This window comes from Verrucosispora sp. WMMD703, from assembly GCF_049178935.1.
GTDB classification, from domain to species: domain Bacteria; phylum Actinomycetota; class Actinomycetes; order Mycobacteriales; family Micromonosporaceae; genus Micromonospora; species Micromonospora sediminimaris.
The window spans coordinates 1,552,613-1,578,067 of sequence record NZ_JBMHMM010000004.1; the positions used below are offsets into that span (position 1 = coordinate 1,552,613).

Sequence of the window (25,455 nt, forward strand, 5' to 3'; positions counted from 1 at the left end):
GGCTACCTCCTGCCCTCCGGCGTCCCGGTCACCTGACTCATCTCGAGCCGGCCGTCGTCGTGACGCTCCACCCGGTAGAAGTCGTGTCCGGTCGTCGTCAGCATTACCTCCTGGTAAGGCTCGGAGCCGAGGCGGTTCTTGAAGACCGCCAGGCTCAGGTAGTAGCCCTGCTCCTCCTCGACGCTCGGGCGGTAGCCAGCGTTGAGACGCTCCAGCATCTCGAACACGTCGAGGTTCACCAGCAGCTCAGCGGAGCTGCCCGTGGTTGCCTGATGCCTGAGCATGAGGCTTGCGGGCATGTGTTCGACGAACCGCGCCCGACTGGCCGCGTCGACCACGCTGAACGAGAACCGTTCGGCCGGAAACATCCGGTAGCTGCGCACCGTACCCCGCTCGACCTGGCGTACCTGCAACGCGAGCTTGCCCTCCACCTGGCCCAGGTTGTTGAGCCCTTCACCTCGGTTGATCGCGTGCAATACGTCCGCGAGCGCGGCAACGAGGTCGGAACGGCCAGCGATCAGATTCATCATCCGCTCGGCGGAGCGGTACGGCAGCATCTGGCGCCACCCCGGATCGCGGCGCTCGAAGTAGGCCCGCCGGCGGGCCATGGCCACGTACTGCCGGTGAACCTCCCCGCGGCGTTCGGTCGCCTGCCCCGAGTAGTCGCGAGGCAGCTCTGCGAACAGACTCCGCAGCACGTCACGGTCATAGGCGCCGCGCAGATCGAACCGGAACAGCGTGCGATCGGCGGCGGGCGAGATGAAGTCCAGGCCGCGGTCCAGCCGGGGGTCGCTCGACACGCCCATGTCCACGTCTTTAAGCAGGTCGAGTAGGCGGTCACCGGTGGTCCGGTCGCCACCCAGCCAGCTGTTGAAGTAGAACCCCTGCAGGATCGTCTCCCGGTCGCCGGCCTGGTACAGCTCGTGGATCTGCCCGCAGTCGCGGGTGCCCACCAACATGTAAGCCAGCGCAGACCGCATGTCCCGCAGCGTGATATGCAACCGGCCGCGCAGATGCGTCAGGGTGTACGCGGTCTTCAAGCGCTCGATGACCTTCGGCCCGGCCACCGGATCCTGGAAGGTACGGGCGTTGTGGTAGGCGTAGCAACGGTCGCGCAGGTCGCACCGCTGGCACGGCTCCCAGAACCCTTCGTGGGTGAGCCGCCGCAGGGTGCGCGCGAAGATCGACTCATCGCCGTCGTGTTCGTCACCGTCGTAGCCGAGCGGATCGTGAACGACGCTGCGCAGGTTGAGGTTGACGACTGCCACCCCGTGCTCCGGTGCCCCGGTCACCAAGCCGTTGCGGACGACCTGATCCAGCAAGGGGAATCGCGCCGCGTTGGCGGCCAGGAAGTCGACCAGACGTCCCTCGTTGATCGCGATCAGGCGGGCCTCCCTGTCAGACCACGCCTCGGGATCGGAACCGGCGAACGGCGCGAAGAACTCAGTGAGCACGTCGTCGCTGCTTTGCTCGCCCTCGTCCTGGCTGCCGTCGTAGTTGGTCACAAACGTGCGCCCGCGTAGCGTGAACCGCCGACCGTTGGGCAGCGGCGCCGCGAAGCGGGCCTGCTGCTCGCGGGCCCGGTTCTCCAGTCGCTGCAGGAATGCCGTCTTGCCATCACCGGCATTCCCGGTGATGATCACCAAACGGAACTCACCCGCCAACACGGCCGGCTCCAGTTCCCGGTCGAGGGCCGTTTCCACGTACGTCCGCTCGGCCAGCGTGTCCAGACCCCGGGTGCCGGCGTTGCTGTGCGCGCTCTGGCTGTAGAGCGTCAGCAGGCGCGAGACGTACGGGTTGGTGTTCGGCGGCGAGGCGCCTGTGTCGCCGGGGCTGAGGATCGTTCCGGTCCGGTCGGGCTTCGGGCGTGACCGGACCGCCTGCATGATTTTGCCGAAGGCAGACTGGAGTTCGGTTGCTGAAGCGAAGCGATCCGCCCGCTTTGGCGCGATCGTCCTGAGGACCACGTCTACAAAGGCCGGTGCGAGATCGGCGAGCCCGGAGAACTCGCGTGGATCGGCTGCTGGGACACCGGGCGGTGGAGCCGCAGCTTCCCAAGGGTAGCGGCCAGTAATCGCCTCAAAGAGGGTGACGCCCAGCGCAAAGAGGTCGCGGTCTGCGAGATCGCCGGGTTGCGGGTAGGCAGTGCGGTCGAGGTCGGGAGGAAGGTAGCGGTCTGACCCGCCGCCATGTCCGTTGTCCACGTTGCGTAGGACGGAGACGTTGAAGTCGATAATGCGTACCCCGTTGCTGGTCCACAGCAGGTTGCGGGGCTTGATGTCGCAGTGGTAGGCACCATGCCGGTGTAGATGGACCAGACCATCGGTCACCTGCTTGGCCAGATCGAGCGCGTCGTCGGGTGAGAACAGCTTCTGGTTGATCATCTCGCTGATGTCCAACCCGTCGATGTACTCGAAGACGATGAATGGCGGGGGAAAACCGGAGTCCGAGAACTGCGCGTCGTAGACCCGCACCACGTTGGGGTGTTCGGGCACCCGCAGCAGTGTCCGGTACTCCTTCTTCAGCCGTTCCAGCGTCGAGTGCCGATCCTTCAGGATCACCTTGACCGCCCGGGGCACGTCACCCAAGGTGTCAATGACCTTATAGACGACGCCAAATGACCCGGCGCCGATCCGCTTCTCCACCAGGTACTTCGACGTCAGCATCGTGCCGGGCACCAACCGCCCGTAGTCGACCAACGACGCGGCCTCGGTCTCGGCGGGGGTCGCCAACGGCTCCCCGCCAAAGTCGTCGCTGTCCCGGGCGGCAAGGAGCCCTCGCAGATCCTCGTTCGCCTGCGCCGCGGATGGTCGCTGATCCGGGTCGAAGCTGCACAGCTTTTGCAGCCAGTTGTCGATGGCGGTCGGTACTTCGCTACGGAGGTCGGACGGCTTGGCGGGAAAGACACCACCCTGGTCGTATACGTCGGTTGGGCTGCTGAACGGCTTCTCGCCGGTGAACAGCTCGTATAGCACCAGGCCAGCGCTGTACACGTCCGACGCGGGACTGGCGTTGGCCGGTTCCCGAAACGTCTCTGGCGCCTGGTACAGCGGCTCCAAGTCATCAACGATGGCTTGGGCAATGGTCTTCGACCGGTCCACCCCGGCGCGGGCGAACTCGAACCCAATGACATGCAGGTGCCCATCCGCGCCCAGCAGCAGCGTGCCCGGGGTGATGTTGCGGTGCACGACCTGGTGCTGGTGCGCGTGCGCCAGGGCGTCCAGCAATTCGTCGGTGACCGCGAGCTTTTGGTCGAAAGTCAGCGCGAGATTCGGCCGGTCGATGTGTAGCCGCAACGCCTGTCCGGCCACATCCTCGGTGACGAGCACATAGCGGTCCTCGCCCTCGGTGGCAAAGAAGTCGCGTACACCGACGATGGCCGGATGGCCAGGCATGTGGTTCAGTGCCTTATAGGCGTTGGCGATCCGGGTCCGCTGCCCGGCCCGCTCCTCCTTGGGCAGGTAGGGATCAGCGACGTACACCCGCAGTAGCACGTGACCGGATTTTGCACCGGCGTAGCTGTTGAAGGCGCGATACTCGGTGTACGCGTCCGTGCCGCCCAGCCGTTCCTCCACCTCCCAACTGTTGAAGCGCAGTGGCCCGGTGCGGGCGTGGGCCGCTCCCTGCACCGCCTTGCGGACCATGGCCTGCACGCCTGCGATGTTCTTGCTGAATTTGGCCGGAATGCGGGCGGTGTTTTGGAAGAACGCCACCGACTTCGCCAGCGTCGTGACACTGGGCGCGTCTCGCCCGCCCGGATCCTGGATGACTGCGTCCGGCGCCGCCAGGACGACGGCTGCGTCAACATAGACACCGTCGAGATCACGCCGGTTCGGCTGGCTCGCCGTGATGAGACCCTTGAGAGTACGCGCGTGCCCACGCAGCTTGATCAGCGGCGAGGCAAAAGGCTGTCGCCGCTCTGGGTACCACTTCGACCCGTAGACCTCGATCAGACCCCGGGTGCCCTTGACGTCGACGAGGTACACCGCGTGTGGGGCGATCACTGCCAAGTCAACCTCGAAGACCTCACCGTTCCGGTGGATCTCAAAGTTGTGCATTAGCGTGTAGCCGCTGGAGAGATTATCTCGGAGGTAGGCGATGACCCGACGCTCATCTTCGTTGACAGGTTCACCCACCGGGACTACAGCGGCCATCAATGCGCCTCTTCAATGGCGTATTCAACGATTGCCCGCGCCTCCAGCATCTTGTCAACTGCTTCGTTCCGAACCGCGTACGCCTGATCCACCATTGCGCCAATTCGCTGCTCCTCCTCCGGGGTGCAGCGCGGTACGGGCAACTCAGGAACCGTCCGCCAATGCAGGTCTTGCTGCTTTGCTCCTTCTGACAGGCTTCTCAGTAGCCGGAATGCGGCTTCTGACCTCAGGAAAGCAAAAAGGTAGCCTGGGTGGATTGCCTCTTTATTCGCCACTACGCGCATACAGTGGTCGGAGTAGGCCCGAGCCAGTGCTCGCTCGCCGGATATGTACTCGCATCGGCAATAGAGTTCGCCCTCACCCAGCGTTCCCTGCTTGGCGATAAGGATCGTCCGATCCGGAACGAGGTATTTAGAAGAGAGGCCAAGCAGATACTTTTTGGATATCCAGCGCCCTTCAGGGAAGAGTCGGAAGAGAGGCTTCTGGGTAATTACCTCAAGGCCGTATTCTGGATCCGCGTCAAACCGCTGAAATTGCTTTCTCCACCGGATCCAATTCATGTCGATAACGTCTGCGAGTCTGCTCCATGAGCCTCCTTGAATTTCCTGCCTGATTCGCGCTGCTTTGCGTGAGTGATTCCAAGCGCGCATGGTGTGCAGCTGATTGGATCCTACGGAGAACCCGAGGTCGCTCCCGTCCGCATGCCATTCGGTGGGCGTCGGATTCCACGCCCCCGCATTGGCCATTACCGCCTCAGTTGCCGCCTGAATTAACGACTGATATGACGCAAGCTGCGAGGCTGCCGTAGTCACCAGTTCATGTGCCTTTTCCTCTAGGGATGCTCCTAGACGAGGGACCGGGATGTCTGCGACGTGTTGGGGCTCAATGTGTTGGATGATCGCGCCGTAGGTGCCGGAGGTGACGAGTGGTACGCCGAACCTTCCGCTCAAGAATGCAAACAGATACCCTGCCGGTACAACCGAAACGTCCGGAATCACGCGGAGGACGTCCTCCGTGCAGGCCATCCCATCCATATCTGGCCGAGCGTAGGCCATTCGGCCGATTGTTCCCGCTCGCGTAATCAGAGTCCAGCCTTCGCCAATCAGCAGCCGCGGGTTCTCCGCAACGGCCCGGTGGGAGATGTGACGAACTGTCGAAAGATCCGCCTGAAGAATGTCGGTGCTTGACAGAAACGGCCGGCCGTAAGAGGGGTCAGAAACCCATAAGCGCTTGATCCGTCCTGGATTAACAAGGCCGGACAATCCGCCGACGGTTAGTTCCCGGAGGAGGTTTTTCGGTACATCAAGCGTTTCAAGCCGAATCCTTGCGTCTAATGCGCCGGAAGCGTAAGGGCTGGCATCGAAGCGTCGCCCACCACGATTTACCCAGGTGCTCGGGACGGTCCTAGTCTTCATACGCCAGGCTCCGCGTTTACTGCACGGAAGTTTTGGTATGCTGAACCGATCTCCAAGAGATCGTTGTCGGGTACCTTATCTTTCCGATTGAGAACCCGCACGACGGAGCGGCCACCGGTGTTAATGCGTTCCCTGTGCTGCACTTGCATGAGGATTTCCTCACCGTCAGGGCCCTTCTTGTATAGAGAGTTGCCCCGACGGTCAAAGCCTACCTTCTCGGCGATGGCCATGAATACCTTATAGTCATGCTGACCACCGATGTCCTCGGCTTGGATCTCCTGGTTTGTCTTTTTCTTGAGGAAGAGTAGACTAGTCAAGATATTGACGTTGGCCTCGACGATGAAAACCTCAACTGGCAGGTCGACGCTGGCGAGCACCCAGCAGTGCCGCAGCATCCACCACCGGATGTATTCATCGCCGGGGTTCCCGAGGATGCCGTTCGGCAGGACGATGCCCATTCGGCCACCAGGTTTGAGCCACTGGTAGCAGCGCTCAATGAAGAGCACTTCGGGAGCGACGCTGCCCTGTAGTCGTCCGGTGTTTCGGAAACCGCCGTCCTCAGTGCGCTCCCAGACGTAGGCGAGGTCAAACTCCTTCAGGATGTTTGGGTCGGTGATGGGGATGTCCGAGCCGAATGGAGGGTTTGTCATCACCACGTCCATTGACTCAAGTCGCGCGTCTTTGCGAGCCGCTGTGACGCCCGACAGGTGGCCGGCCGGGAATTCAAGCGAGTTCATGTGGAACAATCGTGCCTCCGCCTCGCTGGCCATAACCACGTTCATCTGGGCGGCTCGCACTAGGAACGGGTCGAAGTCTGCGCCGAACAGGTTCGCGTGGGCGTAGCTAGCCAAGCGGTCCCGGATGGAGAGGAAGTCCTCGGTCGGCTCGTCGCCGGCTGCGACCTTCTTCTCCTCGTGAAGGCGCTGGTCGAGGTGCTTGAGGGTGGACACCAGAAAGCCGCCGGTGCCGCAGGCCGGGTCGAGGACCCGTTCATTCTCCTGCGGGTCGAGCATTTCGACCACCAGGTCGACGGCCCCCCGGGGCGTGAAGTATTGGCCGCGGTCGCCTCGCAGGTTCGTGCCAACCAGCTCCTGGTAGGCCGCACCCTTCACGTCCAGTCCTGTGCGGCCAAAGTCGTACTTGGCCAGTTCGGCGACCATGAACGCGAGCGCTCGATCGGAGAGGGTGATCCGTTCTTCACCGTTGAAGATCGTGCCCGCATGGTCTTTCTTCGCTTCTTCGAAGAGCGGCTCGACCCGGGCGCGAATGGCTTTTTGCCCTTCCGGGTCGAACTGCTCGTCGACGAGCATGCGCCGGCCGCTCACCGCCTTCTCGTACATGCCGGCCCAGAACCGCGGCGGCTCGTCGCGGCGGCGGCGCTCGTCGTGCAGCTTGGCGAAGATTAGATACAGGAACTGCCAGAAGGCGACATCCTTCGGCATGCCCTCGTTGCCGTGGATGTAGTTGTGGCAGCGGCGGAAGGCGGTGAGCAGCATCTCCCGGTCGGCCTTGCGCAGCTGAGCGTTCGAGGCGACCGTGCGTGAGCCGAGGGTATCGTCACTGAGCGGCCAGTCGCCCAGCGGTTGGAACTTCACGTCGAATCGGGTGACCTGCTTCTCGAAGAAGAAGAACTCCAGACCATTGGTCCACAGCCCGTACCGGCAGTCCTTCGCCTCGGTCATCACCGAGAACAGTGGCTCGAACTCCTTCTGCGCCTGTTCGTGGTCGCGCATCTTGTATGCGCCCTTGGTGCCCCTCGTGGGTTCCTTCTCGCACATAACCACGCGACGCAAGTTCTCCACGGTGTGGCCCATGCCTGCGTTGAAGATCGCAATGTCGATCTTTTTCAGCCGCCCGTCGACCCGAATCTTGAAGTCGGGGACCATGTCGTCCACGGAGATGCCGTGCTCGTGGAACAGCGCGCGGGTGATTCGCTGGCGTACCTGTTCCTTTGGGGTGTCCTTGATTGGCTTGCCGGTGATGTAGTCCAGCAGAGTGCCCTCTTCGAGCGAGGTGACCTCGTCGCCGCCGGAGCGATCGATAGCTTCAACCTCGAGGTCCTCACTCATGAGCATGCCCTTCTATCAAATCGTCGTCCGACGCGCTCGCCGCACCTCCGGCGCGGACCCAGCCGTCGACGTCCTCGCGCTTGAACTTCCAGAACCGGCCGACCTTGTAGCCGGGCATGCCCTTGTTCGTCACCCAGGCATAGACGGTGTCCTTGCTGACCCCGAGGTACTCGGCCACCTCATCCACCGACAACCAACGGTCAACCACTACACACCCCCTACGGCTCGGCGTGCGAGCGTACACGCAACACCCATGTCTAACAGCCGCGACACTCCGGATCAATGGGCCGGAGGCCCGGTTTATGCTGACCAAGCCGGAGCAAGTCGGTGCGGATGGGATCTACAGGGGGATGGTCCGGTTTGAACTGACTCCAACCCCACGGCCCTTGCTCCACGGCGCTTGCTCCACGGCCGGTGCGGGGTCGGTTCAGCCGCAGGCAGTCGTGGCGACGTGACCGCCAGCCCATGGGTGCTCGTCGGGTGCTCGGTTGCCGCGGGCGGGCTGCAGTTAGCTGGACCCACGGGGACGCCATCTCGACGAGACAGGGCGATGATCGCGAACAGATGGACTCCAGGGCGCGCCGCTGGACGGAACGACTTGTTCAAGACCAAGCTCTTAATCCGCGGGTTCGGGGTTCGAGTCCCTGGCGGCGCACCAACGAGCAAGGCCCTGACCTAGTAGAACTCTGCCGGTCGGGGCCTTTTTCGCGTACGGCGGTAGTGGGCGGTCGCTCGGTGGGTGCTCGGGAGCCGTTGGACCCGGCGGACGTCAGCGGGACGCGGTGCGATGCTATGGACACCGATTACGTGCGACCCGGGCATGTCCGGACTGCGATCAGCCGTGGCCAGCCGTTGTCGAACGATCCGCATGGGCAAGTCGGGTTGCTGTCTCGAAGGCGGCCGTCCAGGGGAAGACTTGCTGCCGCGCGTTGCCGCTGCCGGGCGGGTGTGGTTCCCAGCGGTCTTCGGGGCCGAGCAGGACGTGTACCCCTTCGTCGCGGAGGCTGGCAACGGCACGGCGGAAGGGTAGGCGGTCGGCGAGGGCGGCGTTGACGAACGGGACGATGACGGTCGGTACCTGCCGTCCGATCAGTTCGGCGACCGAGGTCATCGCGTAGTTGTCGGCGAGGCCGAAGGCGATTTTGTTGATCGAGTTGTACGTGGCAGGTGCGATGAGCAGGGCGTCGGCGGCAGGTAGCGAGCGGCGGCCGCTGGAGGACGCCTGGTAGCTGGATCGCACCGCGGCGCCGGTCAGCTCCTCGATCGCAGGCACGTCTATGAAGTCGATGCTGTTGGGTGTGGCGGTGACTGCGGTCGTCCAGGAGTACATCTGCGCGGCGCTGATCAGTTGGGTCACGTCTGCGGCGGGCCCGGCGGCGCAGACGACAATCTGCAGGTGGCCGCCGCTCATAGCCGGATCCCGGCCTCTCGTGTGAAGTCGACGACGGCGGTGCGGGCGGAACCCTTGGCCAGGAGCGCGAGGTTGGTGGCGATGCGTTGGACGGCCGGGCGGCAGCGGACCTCCTCGGGTGCTACCTCGTACGCGGTGCGCAACGCGGTCAGGCCGTGTTCGTAGCGCCCCCACTGGGTGTAGGCACGGGCGGCATCGACGTAAAGCGACGCCTTGCGCTCGGCAAGCGTCACCTTCTCCAGCGGTACCGTGCGCGCGATGCCGATAGCCGTGCCGGCATCGCCGAGGGTGAGGGTGACGTTTACCCGGTGAAGCAGGACGTTGGCGGCACCGAACCCGGTCCACCGGTCGTTGCCGTCGTAGCCGAGTCGAGCGGCGGCACGGCTTGCTTCATCGAGCATTGCTTGCGCGGTCTCACGGTCGTCGCTGCGGGCGGCGGCGACGGCACCTCGGAGGACGAGTGCGCCGTACACGGCTACCGCGTCCGCCGAGGTGAGGCGCGTGTCTTGGTCGAGCACGTCGGCTGCGTTGCCGGCAAGGGTCACTGCCTGCTTGTCGTGGCCGTTGGTCATCAGGGCGTGGGTCATGATCCGAGCACTCGTGGCGGCGGCTACCGGGTCCTCACTGGCCGCAGCGGCTCGGGTGCTGCGTTCGGCTGCGACCAGGGCCATGCCTCGGTCGCCGACCTTGAGCAGGACGCTGCCGACGACGTGGTAGAGGTCCGCTGCCAGGACTTCGACGTGCCTTCTCTGTTCGCCCTGCGCGCTTGCCCTGGCAGGTTCGAGTGCGGGCAGCAGCGTTACGAGCTGGTCGAGAACGCGTTCGTACCGGCAGGCTTGGTAGTCGATCTTCGCGGCGGCCACGGCGCAGGAGAACTGTTGAGCGGACAGCGTCACCGCGTTCGGATGGCGTGGCGAGACGAGCGCGTCGAGTAGCGGCGCGACGCCGGGCGCAGCGGCGACGCCGATCGTCGCCCCGCGTAGCAGATCTCTTCGTCGCACGTCACCATCCGAGCCGGAGTCACCTTGTCCGTCATCGCCAGTATCCGTATCCATACCTGCATTCGGCAGCGTGGTGCCCACGGTTGCACCGCTGGTGCCCGTCGCCAGCAGGGACTCGAAACGTTCCCGTGCGTCGGGTGTGGCTCGGGCCAGCACGGTGTCCAGCGCAGCCTGCATGTCGGCGCGTGGGAGGACGTTGTCGCCCTGGCTGCTCCACTTGGCCACCGTCCGCCGGGCCGCGCCCAAGTGCTCGGCGAAGGCGGTCACGCTCATCCGCAGCGCGTTACGCAGTGCGTTCGCTTCTCGGCCGGTCCAGGTCGTTACCGGAGCCATCGCACGTCCTTCCGAACGGACAGTCCTCGGCCTGGTGATCGTACCGGCACGTGGGGTGACGGCAGGTGCACCGCCAGTGCACCGGTCGGACATTCCGTCTACCTGCCTCCCGGGACCAGGCTGGGTGTGCCGGTACACCGATCCCCCAGTGTTCCGGCAGGTCAGCGGCAGTCTCACGCTAGGGAGTTCCAGATGGATGTGCCGATTAGCGGCAGGCCGGAATGCGACCCGACGCACCGGCAAGCGCTCGCGCCGGGCACTCCGTCGATCGCACGGGTGCCTCCTCGTTCGCGTACCGCTACCAGGGCTGCGTGGGCTGTTCCGGCAGGAACATCTGCCAATGCAGCCATTGTGGCTTTGCCGGCGGTGCGGTCAGCCGTGGCCGTGCGGCGCGGCGAAGCTCGCCCTCGCGGTCGAGTACCGGGACAGCCCGGTGAGCCTGTTCCTCTACCTGGCCAGCTGCCTGCACGACGCGATCGATGACCTGCACCGGCTCAATCCCAACGCGGCGGGTGGTACCGCCTCACTGTTTGACCGGTTCCTCGGGTGGCCCGCCCGCACCCACGGCTACCGAGCGAACACCGCCACGGCGATCGGGAACGAGGAGACATCGTGAACGGCATCGGCCTCATCAGCGTCAATCGTCAGCCGGCGATCGCCAGCAGGTTCCACACACTGGTCGTGCAGCCCACCAGCTTCTGCAACCTCGACTGCACCTACTGCTATCTGCCCGACCGCAGATCCCTCCGCCTGATGAGCGATGCCGTCGCGCAAGCCTGCGCCGAATCGATCGCCCAGCAGAACAGCAGTCATCCGGTCAGCGTCGTGTGGCACGGCGGCGAGCCGACTGCTACACCCACCGAGGCTTTCCAGCGGCTGCTTACTCCGTTTGAGGATCTGCGGCGCGACGGCCGGGTGCGTCACGAGATCCAGACCAACGGCACCCTCATCAACCAGCGGTGGTGCGACCTGCTCGCCACCCACGACTTCGAGATCGGGATCAGCATCGACGGTCCAGGCACGCTGAACGGCAACCGGCTCGACCGGGCCGGGAAGGCAACGACCGCCCGGACGATGCGTGGCATACAGGCGCTCGTCGACAACGGCCTGACGTACTCAGTGATCTGCGTCGTTACTCCCGAGACCATCGACCAATGCCGACGACCTCGTCGAGTTCTTCGCCGGTCTGCCGGGCTGTGGGTCGGTGGGCTTCAACATCGAGGAGCAGGAAGGTGCCGACCGCCTGCCGGTCTCCGAGGAAGCCGCGTACCGGTTCTGGCACCAGATCGTGCGGTACCGGCTTGCCGGCAGTCCGCTCCGAATCCGCGACGTGGACCGCCTGGCCGACTACCTCGCCGCCACCCGCGCCGGGCTTGTCGACCACGTCCCGTACGAGCCGATCCCCACCGTCTCCCACGACGGCCAGGTGGTGCTGCTGTCACCGGAACTGCTCGGCATCAAAGACCCGCGCTACGCGGACTTCATCGCCGGCAACGTGCTCCACGAGCCAATCGGCGACATGCTCGCCCATGCCAGCGAGCTGCGATACGTCACCGAGTTCGTGACCGCGCTCAACGACTGCGCCGACCGCTGCGGCTTCTACGACTTCTGCCGGGGTGCGCAGGCAGGCAATCGCTACTTCGAACACGGCACCTTCACCACGCGGGAGACCGCCTACTGCCGCACCACCCGGCAAGCCCTGATCCGCGCTGCTGCGGATCACCTCACCCCTCAAGGAGGACCGTCATGACCCACGCCCTCGCCGCGCTTCTCGACGCCCCGCCGGACCGTCTCGCCCTGCTCGGCGTCGACCCGACCCGCGCGGTAGCGTCGATCGACGCGGCGAAGTTCGACAACCGGCCCACCTGGGACAACAAGGGGAAGTTCGACAGCCGCCCCGCCTGGGACAACTGGAACAAGAAGAAGTCGTAGCCCGCCGACCGGCGGTGCGATTCGACGTGGGGTGGCGTGCCCACCCCGCGCCCGAACAGGTTGAGGAGACATGCGGACGACCACCGTGGGCGACGTGACCCTTCTCCTGCCCGACCTCGATCCCGAGGACCTCGACCAGGTCAGCGATCTGTCCGACGATGACGTCCGCGACGGCCTCGTCGATGGGGTCTCCTGGCGTGGTGAGCAGCTTGCGGAGCAGAGCATCCGAGGTTGCCGGATCACCGGCGCTGACCTCGGTGAGGTCAGCTGGCAAGCGGGGGCTCTCTACGGGTGCGAGATCGCTGGGACGGACTTGTCCGGCGCGACCCTCACCGGCATCAGCATCGAGCGATGCTCGGTCACCGGAACCCGGTTCACGGGCACCCGGTTCATCGACGTCCGCCTCAAAGACGTCCTGTTCGACAGATGCCGGTTCGACTACGCCACGCTGAATCGCGTCAGCGTCGCGGGTTCGGTGGCCTTCACCAACTGCACCCTTGGCCACGGCAGTTGGTCGTCCTGCCGCCTGTCCGGCGTTGCCCTGCGCTCCTGCGATCTGAGCGACCTGGAGCTGGAATCCTGCCGCCTCGACGGCGCGGATCTGCGGGGCAGCCGGTTGCACCACTTGAGGACGCCGTTGGACAACCTTCACGGCGTTGTTCTCGGTGAGGATCAGCTCTCTGACCTGACTCGTTTGGCCGTCGAGACCCTGCGCATCGTCGTCCAAGCTGAGGTCTGACCGAAGCCGAGACGACGACGGCCGGTGTCGATTCGTCGGCGGTGGAGGGCATGATGAAAAGCTTCTGGGGCAACCGCTCCGATGCACGGCTAGCCGCCTACCAGAACATGTGGGTGGCGTTCCGGTCTCCGGACGGCAGGCCGCTGGGCTTGTGGATGCCAGGCGCGCGTGGCATGGGCGTGCCGGGCTGAACGGGGGACGACCTATGGGAATTGACGCCACCTTGTTCTGCCTGTGCCGACGGGTCCAGCTTGTCCTCGGCAAGCCGGTGCGTAACTCGTGGGACGACATCATCTACTTCGCCTACGCGCACCCGAGTACGCCGAAGCACAGTCAGTCGCGGCGGATGTCGGGGGCGTTGTGGAAGATCTTCGCTGAGCATGTCGGCCACCAGTTGCAGGTGATCTACGACTCTCAGTTGGAGTACGACGAGATGTGGGAGCAGCCTGGGCCTCCGGTCATGATCGGCGGTGACGAGCCTGGCGACATCGAGTTCAGTGACTACCTTGCCGACTGGCCCGAGGACAGTTTCGCCGACTACCCCAGTAACGGGTGGGATGTGTCGAAGACCGGCTACCTGTCCTGTTTCCGTTGTCGGGAACGGCTCTGCCTGGGGCAGGCGGTGCGCGACGCCGACGGCCGAGTGTTGTTCTTCCACCGTGGGGGTCCGGAGGCTCCGGCCAACTCCCGGCAGCCAGTGCTCAACCGGGCGGCCTGGCGGTTCCTGGCCCGGCACTCCACCCATGAGTTGCCGATCCTGGTAGGCCCACCGTACGACCGGGACATCGACGGGTACGTCGAGATCGGTGGCCAGCGGCCTGACGATGTTCCGTTTGACGACTACCTGGCCAACTGGCCCGGGTAGGCCGGGCGCGTTCACCCGGCACGTCGCTCCGCATCAACGGACGACGCCACGCCGACAGCCCACCCGAGGCGCGTCACCGTGGTGCTCCCTGGGTGCTCGGACGCCACGGACCGGTTCGCTCAGACTGGACAGCGGGATACATCCGTTTGGTACAAACGGGCAAAGCCAGGTGACGGTTCTGCCTGGGGCCTGTTGACGGATCAGCCTGCGACGTCGCCGGCATGCGCGGCGGACGAGCGGAGCATTGGAGGGTAGAGGACGGTGGCCCCTCCGGCTCGGTACAGAGCCGCTGGCCGGCCGACCTCGGAAGCCCGTTTGCCCCCGGTAGGGGCGAGGAAGTTCTCCGCGTTCACGACCTTCCGATGGAAGTTGCGGGCGTCGATGGTTGTGGACCAGACGACCTCGTAGACGCGGCGTAGGTCGCTGATGGTGAAGGTTGGGAGGCAGAAGGCTGTCGCCAGGGTGGTGTACTCCAGTTTTGCCCGTGCCCGTTCGACGCCGTCGGCGAGGATGCGGTCGTGATCGAATGCCAAGGCGTTCGGCCGATCAATGACCGAGTCGATGGGGGCCCACCTGGCGTTGCGGGCATCGGTGCCGGCGACGGGTATGGGCAGGTCGGGCGCGAGCGCGAGATAGGCGACGCTGGCTACCCGGCCGCGTGGGTCGCGCCCCGGTGTGGCGTACGTACGCAACTGCTCCAGATGTAGCTGGCGGCCGTCCAGGCCGGCCTCCTCGGCCAGTTCCCGGACGGCCGCTTCGTCGATGTCTTCGTTCGACCGTACGAACCCGCCCGGCAGTGCGAGACGTCCCCTGAACGGATCTTTTCCGCGCTCGATCAGCACGACCTGCAACTGATCGTCGCGCACGGTCAGTACCACAAGGTCGACCGTTAGTAGCGCATGTTGCCCGTGCCCCACACCGTTCATCGAGGGATCGTATCCAATCGTCAGGTTGACGAGAACTCACGTTCCGCTATACCGTGGTGGCAGTCCGTTTCTCGTCTGTCTGACGAAATATCGCGCTGGTGAGCCTGTTCCCGCGCCGCGGTCGTCGCCTCGTCCGGCTCATTAGTTCCGCTCTCGACCAAGGAGATCCAGATGACCACCGCTCCTTCAGAACTTCCGGCGCGAGGGCCCGGGCAGCAGCCCGGACCGACCGCTCCCATTGCGATCGCCGGAAATCTCAGTCCAGTCGCCAGCAGCAGCGCGACTCGGCATCTGAACGCCGGGGCCTACCTCGACGAGCGCTTCTGCCGGCGCAGTCTCGACGAGGTCTACCACCAGCCCGGGCGAGCGGTCGCCCCGTCCTTCGGGTTTGACCTCTCCGTTGTGCTCGGCCACTGCCTGCGAGCCGATCGGATCAACCTCATCAGGGACGTCGCCAGCATCGTTCTGCTGGTGATGGCCGCCTGTCTGGGTGCTCCCGGCCTGTTGTTTGGTCTTGGTGTCGCCGCCGCCGGCTACTCCCTGGTTGCCGTATGGCGGATCTTGGTCGAGGTGGCGCGCTGGCAGCTGACGGACGAAGTGTCACCAAAAAGGCTGATCGGTAATGGGCTGGCCGCTGTGCTGGGCTCGCTGGTGTCGGCGCTGGCATTTCTCACGGCCTTGCCGATAGCGGGTCTCCTGGCGGTCAGCGCCGGTGTTGAGCCCGGGGACGCCTCCGCCGTGCTGGCGTTGTTTGGCGTCGGTGTCACCTTGACTTTCGCGGCGGTCTTCGGTCCGCCCGTGGTGGCGGAACTCGTGAAGTGGCGGTACGCCACGGAGAACGGGCCCGGCGGGCAGCCGACCCTGGTCCACCAGACGGTGCGAATGAACGAACTTCGCAACCAGCAGGAGGGCAACACGACGATATTCTCTGGGTACTCGCCATTCATCGGCTCCGGTGTGCGGCTGTCCACTGAGGGATTCGCGCTGCGGATGGTCGGTGGTGCGGAGGATTTCGAGGATCCACGACCGGAAGGGGAGCGGGAGTATCAGGAAGTCCCGTTTGCCGCTGTTGATCTGGTCGCCCACGTCGAGCGCAGCGTGGGGGAGTTGGCCTTCGCCGCCGATCCGGAGCACCGGTTGGCCGGCCTCACCGTCACCCGCCGGATCTTCACGGCCGGCAGCGAAACCACCCAGTTGAAATCGCGCACCAGCGCATCGGATGTCGAGCGCTTCATTCGCGAACCGGCGGACGCCAACCGTCACTACCTGGCCTGCCAGGTCAACTCGTGGGACGGCGAATTGGTCACCACCGTCTACGTGCACTACGCCCTCCAGGGGCGCGCCCTGTATTTCGAAGTGGACACCTTCGCGCTGGCGCCCTGCCGCGACGAATTCCGTGTCGTGGACGACGTGTCGAGTATCGGTGCTGTGCCATATCTCAAGGTGGGCTGGCGGGCGCTGATGGACGCACCCGCCACCGTCGCGGCAGCACCACGAAGCCTTTTCCGTGCGGGCTGGCGGGCGCTGACTCGACGGTTGTCGGGCCCTGCTGATCCTCGCCGGGGCTTCGACCGGGGAGCGCGGATCAGCGTCCGGGAGATGGCCACCCTCGACATTGTCCGCAACGACTTCCAGATGCAGGACGTCGCGAAGCACAAAAAGATCATCACGCGTCGCATCGTCGCGGCCACTCTCGACTTTCTCGTTACTCGCGGAGTCGACGTGACGGAATTCCGCCAGAGCAGCCGGGTGCTGATCAACAGTGGAATCTATGCCGGGGGCAATATCGGTGACATCTCTGGCATCAGCAATTCCTTCGTCCCTGCCACGTCGAGTGGTCCAACTGCGGGTAAAGGATAGGCTATGGGCAGCGATAACACTGGTGCGAATTTCGGTATCCGTGCTGGCGGCAATATCGGAAACATCAGTAACATCAAGGATTCCTTCAAGTCGGGCGGGCCGGCTGCGCCGCACCCCAACGCCCGTACCGGCGGGGACAGCGGTGCCGCGTCCGGCAGGTCGGGTGAGCAGACGCCGCCGGTCGACATCGCGGTGCTCACGGTGCTGTCACCGGAGATGCAGGCGATGACCGAGGTGTTCCAGCGGGCCACCGACTACCGCCGCCCTGCTCCGAGTGACCAGCGGCGGGTGCATCAAGCGACGTTCACCACGCCGTACGGCCGGCTGAACGCGGTGCTGATGCAGACCATGGACCGCAACCAACGGTCCGCGGCCACCGCCTACGCCTTCCTGCGGCAAGTTCACCGGCCCAGACTGGTGGCGCTCGTCGGCATCGCCGGTGGGATCAGCGAGCGCGTTGACGTCGGCGACGTGGTTATCGCGGATCAGGTCATCTACTACGACGAGCGGCGGGAGGCGGCGAACATCACCTACCGGCGGGGGGAGGCCACGGCGGTGCCGGCACGGATGAGCCTGAGCCTTAGTGACTTGTTCAGCACCCGGGGAGAGCCGTTCGTGCTCCCGTCAGTGGAGACGAGGACCTTCTTCAAAGTTGTCCGTGGACCGATCGGATCGGGCGGCGCGGTGATCACGGACGAGGCTTCCGACATCCGCGCGTACCTGCAGTCGTTTCATGAGAAGTGTCTTGCCGTCGAGACCGAGGCGGGCGGCCTGGTCCAAGCGTTCCGGGAGGACCTCGACACCAGCGCGGACGCCGTGAGCTGGGTCGTGGTCCGTGGCGTTTCCGACCACGCGGACGCGGCCAAGGGCCATCGCGATCACGACCTGGCGGCCAGGCACGCGGGTGTGGCCTTCGAGAGCCTGCTGCCGTTCCTGGGACATTCACCTACGTGATCATTGGTTGCTCCGTCCACGGGTGACAAGCGGCCAAGAAGGCGACAAGCGGCCAGGGCGGCGGGCAGTCAGGTCCGTCCGCCGCCCTGGTGCCGCTCCGACAAGTGAGAAGGGTGAAGTCGTCATGCCGTCCCAACCACCCAAGCCGCGTACGGCCACCGTGCTGACCCGCCGTCACCTGCAGACGGGTCTGACGGTCAGCATCGCAATGGTCGTCGGGGTGCTCGGCGTATTCGATGTCGTGGACCCGTCGACCGTGGCGGCCGCCACCCTGGCCACGCTCGCGCTGTTGGCCTTCGACCTGGCCGAGGAACGGCGGGATCTGGCCCACGTGGTTCCGCTCCTGACGCGGGTGGTTCGGGCGCTGCACCGCCTGCCCGGCGAGCTGCCGGGCGAACCGCGACTGGCCGCGTCAACATCCGGTCTCAACATCGACCTGGCCGGCGCAGCCGATGTCCGGCTGGTTGGGGTCACGCTGGGCCGGACTCTGCGCAACATCGCCGAACCACTCGCCCGACGATTGGCGGAGGGAGCGCTCGTGCGGATCGCCGTCATCGACCCCGCGACATCCGCGCCGGCCGAGGCGGCGCGACGTGCCACCCTCCCGGACGACCGGGGCATCTTCACCAACCGCCTCCGGCCAACCCTGGATCTGGTGCGTGAGGTCGCCGAATCGGCTCGCGGGACGGGGCGGATAGAGGTCCGGTTGTTGCCGTTCGTGCCTTCCTTCGGCCTGATCATGGTCGACGCGGAGGGGGAAGCGGGACGGTTGTACGTTGACGTCTATTCGCACCGGCCGGCCGGTGCCGAGCCGGTCCTGGCTCTGACTCAGGCGGGTAGCCCCCAGTGGTATCGGCACTACCTGCGGGAGTTCGACCACATCTGGGCCCATGGCCAACCCATCGACCTTCTGCCGGCCGAACCAGCGCCGTGTCCGGTGTGATCGCCCGACCCAGCGTACGAATGGGACATCGACGGGTACGTCGAGAACGGTGGCCGGCGGCCTGACGATGTTCCGTTCGACGACTACCTGGCCAACTGGCCCGGGTAGGCATTGATCAACGCCGCAGGCATGATCACGCCTGTCGTCCGCCCACCCACTGCGGCCCGCGCGTTGGTCATGGCTGATGGTCGTGGGTTCCGTTCGAAACCACGCCCGCTGTCGCCTCGGGAAGTATTCTCCTGGAAGTGGTGCAACTCGGTTATTCCGGTCAGTAGTTCGACTTCGACGCCATGGTCGCGCTGGCGGGTCGAGCCGTGTCCGGCAGTGACAGGTCGTGTCGCGCGACTGGAGGGAGACGCCATGCCGGACGCCATCCCTACTGTCGATCTATTGATCGGCGGTAGGTGGACACCCGCCCAATCAGGGCGAAGGACCACAAAAGTACGCACCATCGATAATGAGCCGCTGTCGGAGGTTGCCGCCGCCGGCCGTACCGACGCGGTGGCTGCCGTTGATGCGGCGGCATCCGCGAGGGCTACCTGGGGAACCTGGTCGCCGGGGCAACGGCGCGAGGTGTTGCAGCGTGCCGCAGGTCTGCTGACCGAACGCGGCGACGACATCGTCGGGACGATGTGCCAGGAGACAGGCGCGGTGCTCAGCTGGGGCCAGTTCAACCTGAAGCTCGCCACCGACATGCTCATCGAGGCGGCCGCGCAGACGTACGGCATCGTCGGCGAAGTCGTCCCGTCCGACGTGCCCGGCATGACCGCGCTCGGCATCCGCCAACCGGTAGGAGTGGTCGTCGGCCTTGCCCCGTGGAACGCGCCGCTGATCCTCGGCATGCGAGCCGTCGCACTTCCGCTGGCATACGGCAACACGGTGGTGCTCAAGGCGAGCGAGGAGGCCCCGGCGACCCATGTGGCCATCGCCGCAGCCCTGCATGACGCCGGCATGCCACCCGGCGCGATCAACGTGATCACGAACGCACCGGCCGACGCGGCGGACGTTGTCGACGAGTTGATCTGCCATCCGCAGACCCGCTGCATCAACTTCACCGGCTCGACCTCGGTCGGGCGCGTGATCGGCGAGAAGGCCGGCCGGCATCTGAAGCGCACCGTCCTCGAACTCGGCGGCAAGGCGCCGATGCTGGTGCTGGCGGACGCGGACATCCCGGCGGCGGTACGCGCCGCCGTTGCCGGCTCCTTCATGAACCAGGGTCAGATCTGCATGTCGACCGAGCGGATTGTGGTGGAGCGCCAGGTCGCCGACGAGTTTCTCGACCAGTTGGTGACCCACGCCGGCAGGCTGGCCATGGGCGATCCGCATGAACCGTCGACCGAGCTCGGCCCACTGGTGAACCAGCGGGCCGTCGACCATGTCGCGTCGCTCGTCGCCGACGCCCAGAACAACGGCGCCGAGGTGCTCATCGGGGGCCGAGCCGACGGCTTGTTCTACCCACCGACCGTACTGCGCGGCGTGACCCCGAAGATGCGGATCTACAGCGAAGAGTCGTTCGGCCCGGTCGCTGCGGTGATCGAGGTGGAAGGCGTCGACGAGGCCGTCGACGTCGCCAACGACACCGAGCTCGGTCTGGCCAGCGCGGTGTTCAGCCGCGACGTGGCCAACGCACTACAGGTGGCCCGCCGGATCGAAGCCGGGATCTGCCACATCAACGGGACCTCCGTCCACGACGAGCCGCAGATGCCATTCGGCGGCGTCAAGGCCAGCGGCTGGGGTCGGTTCGGTTCCCGGGCGGCACTCGCCGAATTCACCGACCTGCGGTGGATCACCATCTCGCCGTTGGACCGGCAGTACCCGTTCGGGCCGCACGTCCCGTCCCTGTCCGGAATCTGAGCGGCGGCATGCGCAGCGGGTGATGCGGGCCCGACGGAGGGCTGGCACGGTCACGCCGAGGTGGCACGCGAGGAAAGGATGATGACGCCAAGTGGGCGACCAGCTGGCTGACGCACTCCAGATGCTGGAGCGTGGGGAGAGCCGTACCTTCAAGAGTATTCCGCCGGAGCCCACGGGCACCGTCCGCCTTGACGTGACAGAGTCGGCCGGCACCGTCGTGAAACAGTGGTTCGTCACCCTGGAGAGCGGGACTGCCCAGGTCCGCAGGCCAGATTCGGAAACGCCCCGGCCGGAGCCGGACGCCGTTCTGCGCACCGACAACGAGACGTTCGACCGGCTGGTCAGGGGCGAGGAACGGTTCGTGCCGCTGTTCTTCCGCAACGCGCTTGTGATCGAGGGGCACCTGGGACTGGTGCACATGCTCGCCATGGTGCTGTTCGCCGGACCGCCCACCGGCCACCACCCACGGGATTTCGTCCATGAGGAAGCCGGCTCCTGATGGTCGAGAAGACGCTCAGCATCCTTGACGGAAACACGTTCCTCGTCACGGATGTACGTGGCGATGTCACCCCGTCCCCGAATTCACCGGCTGGGCTCTTCTCGTTCGACACCCGCTTCCTGTCGACCTGGGTGCTGCGCGTCAACGGGGAGCGACTCAGCCCGATGTCCCGCAGCGATCTGCACTTCTTCGAGACCCGGTTCTTCCTCGTCCCCGGGAAGCCCACGCACTACGTCAACGCCAAGCTCTCGGTCATCCGTAAGCAGACAATCGGCATTTGTCTCGTCGAACGACTCGTGGTCCTCAACCACGACATCGAACCGGCGGACGTCTCCATCCGGATAGACGCGGACGCCGACTTCGCCGACATCTTCGAGGTCAAGGAGAATCAGCCAAAGCGCGGTAAGCGATCGGTGTGTCAGGAGGATGGGCGCCTCTGTCTGCACTACGAGCGGGCAACGTTCTACCGGGACACCATCATCTCCAGTGACAGACCGGCCAAGGTGGACGACGGCGGCATGACCTTCGACATCCGTCTCGAACCGCAGGGCCGCTGGGACGTCGAGCTCCAGGTGGAACCGATCATCAACCGGGGGGTCGGCGGTTCCGTTACCGTCTGGGAGGCGTACCGCAGGCGGAGCAGGCCACAGGTGCGCGAGGAGTTGGAGCGCTGGATCGACCGCGCGCCACGGCTCGCCAGCGACTACGAGCCGCTCACGGCGGCATACAAGCGCAGTCTGTACGACCTGGCCGCTATGCGTTACTCGTCGCTGACCGCGACCAGCCCGATCCCGACCGCCGGACTGCCGTGGTTCATGACCCTCTTCGGCCGGGACAGCATCTTCATCAGCCTGCAGACGCTGCCGTTTGTGCCTGCGCTGACCCCGCCCGTGCTGGGCCTGTTGGGGACGCTGCAAGGCAGCACCTTCGACGACTTCCGCGAGGAGGAGCCGGGTAAGATCCTGCACGAGTTCCGGTACGGCGAGTCGGCGGCGTTCGAGGAACAGCCGCACACCCCCTACTACGGATCTGCCGACGCCAGCCCGCTGTTCGTCATCCTGCTCGACGAGTACGAGCGGTGGAGCGGCGACGTGGAGGCCGTGCGTCGTTTCGAACCGCAAGCCCGTGCCGCGCTCAACTGGATCGACGAGTACGGCGACCTGCTTGGCACCGGCTACATCTACTACCGGCGGCGCAACACCCGTACGGGCCTGGAAAACCAGTGCTGGAAGGACTCCTGGGACTCGATCTCCTACCGGGACGGTCGGCTGCCCGCCCTGCCCAGGGCAACCTGCGAGCTACAGGGGTACGCCTACGACGCCAAGATACGCGGGGCGCGGATGGCCCGCGACTTCTGGAACGACCCCGAGTACGCCGACCGCTTGGAGAGCGAGGCGGCGCAACTGCGGGAACAGTTCAACCGCGATTTCTGGATCGAGGAGGAAGGGTACTACGCGCTTGCGCTCGACCCGGAGGGCAAGCGCGTTGACGCCCTCGCCTCCAACATGGGGCACCTGCTCTGGAGCGGCATTGTCGAGCCGGAGCGGGCACGCCGTGTGGCGGACCACCTCCTCGGGCCGAGCCTGTTCTCCGGTTGGGGCGTGCGTACCCTGTCCACCACCAACCTCCGATACAACCCCGTCGGCTACCACGTCGGCGCGGTCTGGCCGTTCGACAACTCGATCATCGCCTGGGGGTTGTGGCGCTACGGTTTCCGGGAGGAGGCCGCCCGGATCGCCGATGGCATGATCACTGCGTCGGGGTACTTCGACGGTCGGTTGCCCGAGGCGTTCGCCGGCTACGAGCGGAGCCTGACCAGCTACCCGGTCGAGTACCCGGCGGCGTGCAGCCCTCAGGGCTGGTCAGCGGGGGCGCCGCTGCTCCTACTTCGCACGATGCTGGGGCTCAGCCCGTACCCGGACCATCTGGCCGTCGATCCGTACCTGCCGCCGTCGGTGGGCCGGATCGAACTGCTCGACATACCGGGGCGGTGGGGGCGCGCCGACGCGTTCGGCCGCCGCCGCCGCCGCGACGGCGACCAGCAGGCGGGGCCGGTCGCCCGACTCACCCACGGCGAGTAGCTTCCGCACCAGGGGTCAGCTCGGCGGCGGGGCCGGCGGCACAGAACGACGATCTGCGCCGCCGGCCCCTCGCGCCGGGGTTCAGCGGTTCGCCGGCTCGCTGGTCGGAGTCGGCTGGACGCGCTCGAACCGTACCCGGCTCAGCCAGCCCGGCAGGTCACTGAGTGCGTACAGCTCGCCGTGCACGTCGGCGTCGATGGCGGTCGGCTGGATTGGGAAGTTGCCGATGATGGCGCTCTCGTAGCCACCCCAGGGCTTGGGGCGTACGGCGAATGCGAGCGTCGAGCAGTAGTCGCTGGCGACGTAGGTGCCCCAGGCTTCCGGGGTGGCGGATCCTCGGTACACCACACCGCCGGTCACCGAGCAGCTCTCCGTCATGTAGTGCTCGTACTCGAAGACCGGGTCGGTGTATTTCACGCCTGGCCGGCACTGCTCCGGGTCGAACACCGGGGTGCCCTCGCGGCAGGACCAGCCGAGGTTCGCGCCACGCTGCCACGGGCGGATGTGGTTGATCTCCTCGACCAGGCCCTGGCCGACGTCACCGATCCAGAGTGAGTTGTCGACCTTGTCGACCGAGAACCGCCACGGGTTGCGCAGCCCGTAGAGCCAGATCTCCGGCCGCGCGCCGGGGGTGCGGACGAACGGGTTGTCGCGGGGTACGCAGTAGGGCTTCGCGCCGCAGCTGCGGTTGACGTCGATCCGGACGATCTTGCCGAGCAGGGTGCCGAGGTCCTGACCGGCCTTGTACGGGTCGTTGGCGTGGCCGCCGTCGCCGAGGGACCAGTAGAGGTAGCCGTCGCGGTCGAACGCCACCTGCCCGCCGTTGTGGTTGTTGTACTCGGCGTGCTCCTGGGTGAGCAGCACCTGTAGCCGTTCGGGCGCGTTGATCGGCAGCCGCGCCAGGGTCAGTTCGCCGTCCGGGAGGCTGGTGTAGGCCACGTAGAGCATCCCGGTCCGCGCGAAGTTCGGCGCGGGGGTGATGCCGAGCAGGCCGCGCTCGTTGCCCGACGTGTCGACCCGGGCGGTCAGGTCCAGCACCGGCTCGGCCGCCAGGCCGGTGTCGGGGTGGTAGGCGCGGACGGTGCCCCTCTTCTCCGCGATCAGCATCCTTCCGTCCGGTAGCCCGGTGAGTGCGATCGGACGCTGTAGTCCGAAGGCCACCTGTTCGGACACCACGGTCAGCTCGGTGAGGGGCACCCTGTCGGGGCGGGGTGGCCCGGCCGTGGCGGTGCCGGCGACCGATGCCGACAGGACCAGAACGAGCAACCCGGCCAGCGCGGGGATCGGGCGCCATCGCCGTCGCGACATGTTCTCAGCTCCTTGAGCAGGTGGAATGGAGTACGCAGTCTGGGAGCGGGTCCAACACTACATCAACTTGTATCAATGCATTAACCGGAAGCGCGGAATCGGCGGCCCGGTGGAGTGGTCTTCGTACGATGACCGGCATGGATGTTGCGATCGTGACGAACGCGGTCGTGGCCGCGGTCTCGGTGATCACCGTCGGGGTCTCGGTGTTCTTCGCGCTCCGGCAACTGCGGCTGTCGCAGAGCGCGAACCACACCCTTGTCGCGATCGAGCTGCTCACCCGCGACCGGATGAGCGACGCCTTCCTGGACAGCCAGCAGTTCGTGCTCACCGAGCTGAGGGCCAGGTGCTCGCCGGAGCTGCGGGTCAGCGATCTTCCGTCCGACGCCCGCAAGCATGTGAACCGGATCGCGTTGTACTACAACGGCCTGGGCCAGATGCTGGCCTTCAACGTCGTCGACCCGGCGCTGTTGATCGGCACAGGTGGCTTCCGCGCCCGGGAGGCGTGGAGCGTCCTGGAGCCGTACATCCTCGCCGAGCGGGCGGCCCGCGGGGAGTCGTATCTGGCGAACTTCGAGCATCTCGCCGTGCTCGCCACCGAGACGCCGTGGTCGGTTGCGGTGCGCAAGCTGGGCCTACGCCGGTTCGACAGCTATCCCGCCGACCTGGGCCTGGCGACCGGGGCGGGCGACGCGGCTGGGAAGGCGCCGGCCGCCGATCCGGCCAGCGAACGCGACGTCAGCTCGGCGGGCTCCGTCTGACGACCACCGCGCCCTCCTGACCCGGGGCGGGTCAGGAGGGCGGGGTCGGTCCGCCGCCGCATCAACGCCCGGCCGCCGGCCGCTCGGTGTCGCTGATGTTCACGTGCACATTGCACGCGACGGTGGTGGTGCAACTGGTGTGGCTCGCCGCCGCGGATCATCAAGCTGTGACTCCCATCGATCGGCAGGCATGGTGGCCGAGCTGTCCGGCCGATGCAACGTACTAGTCTTACCTGCTCTTTTTCCGGTCTTTGGGCTGAACTTCTTGAGCACCCCGTAACTTTGTGGCAATCTCACTGCCATCGATGTGTAGCGTTGTGTCGTCTCTTGTGGTCTGCCCCAACGAGCACGTG

19 protein-coding genes, 1 tRNA gene and 1 pseudogene are annotated in these 25,455 nt (G+C 65.8%); 13 read left to right on the forward strand and 8 right to left on the reverse strand.

All coding sequences use genetic code 11. From position 1 onward, the window contains the following. Nucleotides 1-2 precede the first annotated feature (2 nt). From mads6 to mads1, 4 genes are read right to left on the reverse strand one after another with little or no spacing between them, the layout of a single operon-like run. Nucleotides 3-4,154, reverse strand: coding sequence for a methylation-associated defense system protein kinase MAD6 (gene mads6 / locus ACN26Z_RS07760; protein ID WP_421460480.1), 4,152 nt, complete (start codon nucleotides 4,152-4,154; stop codon nucleotides 3-5). Continuing rightward, nucleotides 4,154-5,569 carry a methylation-associated defense system restriction endonuclease subunit S MAD5 gene (gene mads5 / locus ACN26Z_RS07765; RefSeq protein WP_421460483.1) on the reverse strand — a complete coding sequence of 472 codons (1,416 nt, stop codon included), beginning with the start codon at nucleotides 5,567-5,569 and terminating at the stop codon, nucleotides 4,154-4,156. The genes mads6 and mads5 overlap by 1 nt, the downstream gene beginning before the upstream one ends. Next, the gene (gene mads2, locus ACN26Z_RS07770) at nucleotides 5,566-7,638 is read right to left on the reverse strand and encodes a methylation-associated defense system DNA methyltransferase MAD2 (RefSeq protein WP_421460485.1); all 2,073 of its coding nucleotides are present in this window, start codon (nucleotides 7,636-7,638) and stop codon (nucleotides 5,566-5,568) included. The genes mads5 and mads2 overlap by 4 nt, the downstream gene beginning before the upstream one ends. Beyond that, nucleotides 7,631-7,846 carry a methylation-associated defense system helix-turn-helix domain-containing protein MAD1 gene (mads1, locus tag ACN26Z_RS07775; protein ID WP_421460488.1) on the reverse strand — a complete coding sequence of 72 codons (216 nt, stop codon included), beginning with the start codon at nucleotides 7,844-7,846 and terminating at the stop codon, nucleotides 7,631-7,633. The genes mads2 and mads1 overlap by 8 nt, the downstream gene beginning before the upstream one ends. Before the next feature lie 370 nt (nucleotides 7,847-8,216). Here mads1 and ACN26Z_RS07780 point away from each other — a divergent pair. Beyond that, nucleotides 8,217-8,296: transfer RNA gene (locus ACN26Z_RS07780), tRNA-OTHER, on the forward strand. A gap of 177 nt (nucleotides 8,297-8,473) precedes the next feature. On the opposite strand, the gene ACN26Z_RS07785 is transcribed toward ACN26Z_RS07780, so the two are convergent. Both ACN26Z_RS07785 and ACN26Z_RS07790 read right to left on the reverse strand, forming a co-directional pair. Further along, nucleotides 8,474-9,049 (reverse strand): flavoprotein, encoded by a 576-nt coding sequence (locus tag ACN26Z_RS07785; RefSeq protein WP_282239801.1) that lies wholly within the window; start codon nucleotides 9,047-9,049, stop codon nucleotides 8,474-8,476. Continuing rightward, the gene (locus tag ACN26Z_RS07790; RefSeq protein ID WP_421460490.1) at nucleotides 9,046-10,383 is read right to left on the reverse strand and encodes a hypothetical protein; all 1,338 of its coding nucleotides are present in this window, start codon (nucleotides 10,381-10,383) and stop codon (nucleotides 9,046-9,048) included. The genes ACN26Z_RS07785 and ACN26Z_RS07790 overlap by 4 nt, the downstream gene beginning before the upstream one ends. 340 nt (nucleotides 10,384-10,723) lie before the next feature. Between ACN26Z_RS07790 and ACN26Z_RS07795 the strand changes: the two genes are divergently transcribed. The 5 genes and pseudogenes from ACN26Z_RS07795 (at nucleotide 10,724) to ACN26Z_RS07815 (ending at nucleotide 13,919) form a co-directional block, all read left to right on the forward strand. Continuing rightward, nucleotides 10,724-10,999, forward strand: a complete 276-nt coding sequence (locus ACN26Z_RS07795; RefSeq protein WP_282239798.1) for a hypothetical protein — start codon at nucleotides 10,724-10,726, stop codon at nucleotides 10,997-10,999. Further along, nucleotides 10,996-12,133, forward strand: a pseudogene (gene amcB, locus ACN26Z_RS07800) (cyclophane-forming radical SAM peptide maturase AmcB). Before ACN26Z_RS07795 ends, amcB begins: the two are co-directional and overlap by 4 nt. Next, on the forward strand, nucleotides 12,130-12,315 hold the full coding sequence (gene amcA / locus ACN26Z_RS07805; RefSeq protein ID WP_421460493.1) for a multiple cyclophane-containing RiPP AmcA: 186 nt from the start codon (nucleotides 12,130-12,132) through the stop codon (nucleotides 12,313-12,315). Before amcB ends, amcA begins: the two are co-directional and overlap by 4 nt. Before the next feature lie 70 nt (nucleotides 12,316-12,385). After that, entirely contained in the window at nucleotides 12,386-13,054 is a 669-nt protein-coding gene (locus tag ACN26Z_RS07810) for a pentapeptide repeat-containing protein (RefSeq protein ID WP_421460496.1), read from the forward strand. Nucleotides 13,055-13,259: 205 nt separating this feature from the next. After that, the gene (locus tag ACN26Z_RS07815) at nucleotides 13,260-13,919 is read left to right on the forward strand and encodes a hypothetical protein (protein WP_421460498.1); all 660 of its coding nucleotides are present in this window, start codon (nucleotides 13,260-13,262) and stop codon (nucleotides 13,917-13,919) included. Nucleotides 13,920-14,119: 200 nt separating this feature from the next. On the opposite strand, the gene ACN26Z_RS07820 is transcribed toward ACN26Z_RS07815, so the two are convergent. Further along, the gene (locus tag ACN26Z_RS07820) at nucleotides 14,120-14,845 is read right to left on the reverse strand and encodes an NUDIX hydrolase (protein WP_396886096.1); all 726 of its coding nucleotides are present in this window, start codon (nucleotides 14,843-14,845) and stop codon (nucleotides 14,120-14,122) included. A gap of 171 nt (nucleotides 14,846-15,016) precedes the next feature. On the opposite strand from ACN26Z_RS07820, the gene ACN26Z_RS07825 reads away from it, so the two are divergent. The 6 genes from ACN26Z_RS07825 (at nucleotide 15,017) to ACN26Z_RS07850 (ending at nucleotide 23,036) form a co-directional block, all read left to right on the forward strand. Further along, the gene (locus ACN26Z_RS07825; protein WP_421460501.1) at nucleotides 15,017-16,705 is read left to right on the forward strand and encodes a hypothetical protein; all 1,689 of its coding nucleotides are present in this window, start codon (nucleotides 15,017-15,019) and stop codon (nucleotides 16,703-16,705) included. A gap of 3 nt (nucleotides 16,706-16,708) precedes the next feature. Further along, entirely contained in the window at nucleotides 16,709-17,659 is a 951-nt protein-coding gene (locus tag ACN26Z_RS07830) for a hypothetical protein (protein ID WP_093401841.1), read from the forward strand. 124 nt (nucleotides 17,660-17,783) lie between these two features. Further along, entirely contained in the window at nucleotides 17,784-18,602 is an 819-nt protein-coding gene (locus ACN26Z_RS07835) for a DUF5919 domain-containing protein (protein WP_093401840.1), read from the forward strand. Nucleotides 18,603-18,962: 360 nt separating this feature from the next. Continuing rightward, nucleotides 18,963-20,456, forward strand: coding sequence for an aldehyde dehydrogenase (locus ACN26Z_RS07840; protein ID WP_421460504.1), 1,494 nt, complete (start codon nucleotides 18,963-18,965; stop codon nucleotides 20,454-20,456). 91 nt (nucleotides 20,457-20,547) lie between these two features. After that, nucleotides 20,548-20,955 (forward strand): SCP2 sterol-binding domain-containing protein, encoded by a 408-nt coding sequence (locus ACN26Z_RS07845; protein ID WP_282239788.1) that lies wholly within the window; start codon nucleotides 20,548-20,550, stop codon nucleotides 20,953-20,955. Beyond that, complete coding sequence (locus tag ACN26Z_RS07850) at nucleotides 20,955-23,036, forward strand: glycogen debranching N-terminal domain-containing protein (protein WP_282239787.1); 2,082 nt, start codon at nucleotides 20,955-20,957, stop codon at nucleotides 23,034-23,036. Before ACN26Z_RS07845 ends, ACN26Z_RS07850 begins: the two co-directional genes overlap by 1 nt. Nucleotides 23,037-23,117: 81 nt before the next feature. Here ACN26Z_RS07850 and ACN26Z_RS07855 read toward each other — a convergent pair whose 3' ends face one another. Continuing rightward, nucleotides 23,118-24,344, reverse strand: coding sequence for a PQQ-dependent sugar dehydrogenase (locus ACN26Z_RS07855; RefSeq protein ID WP_421460507.1), 1,227 nt, complete (start codon nucleotides 24,342-24,344; stop codon nucleotides 23,118-23,120). A 137-nt stretch (nucleotides 24,345-24,481) separates the two neighbouring features. Here ACN26Z_RS07855 and ACN26Z_RS07860 point away from each other — a divergent pair, with 137 nt between their 5' ends. Beyond that, a complete protein-coding gene (locus ACN26Z_RS07860) occupies nucleotides 24,482-25,102 on the forward strand; it encodes a DUF4760 domain-containing protein (RefSeq protein ID WP_282239785.1) in 621 nt (206 codons plus the stop codon). Nucleotides 25,103-25,455: the final 353 nt, after the last annotated feature.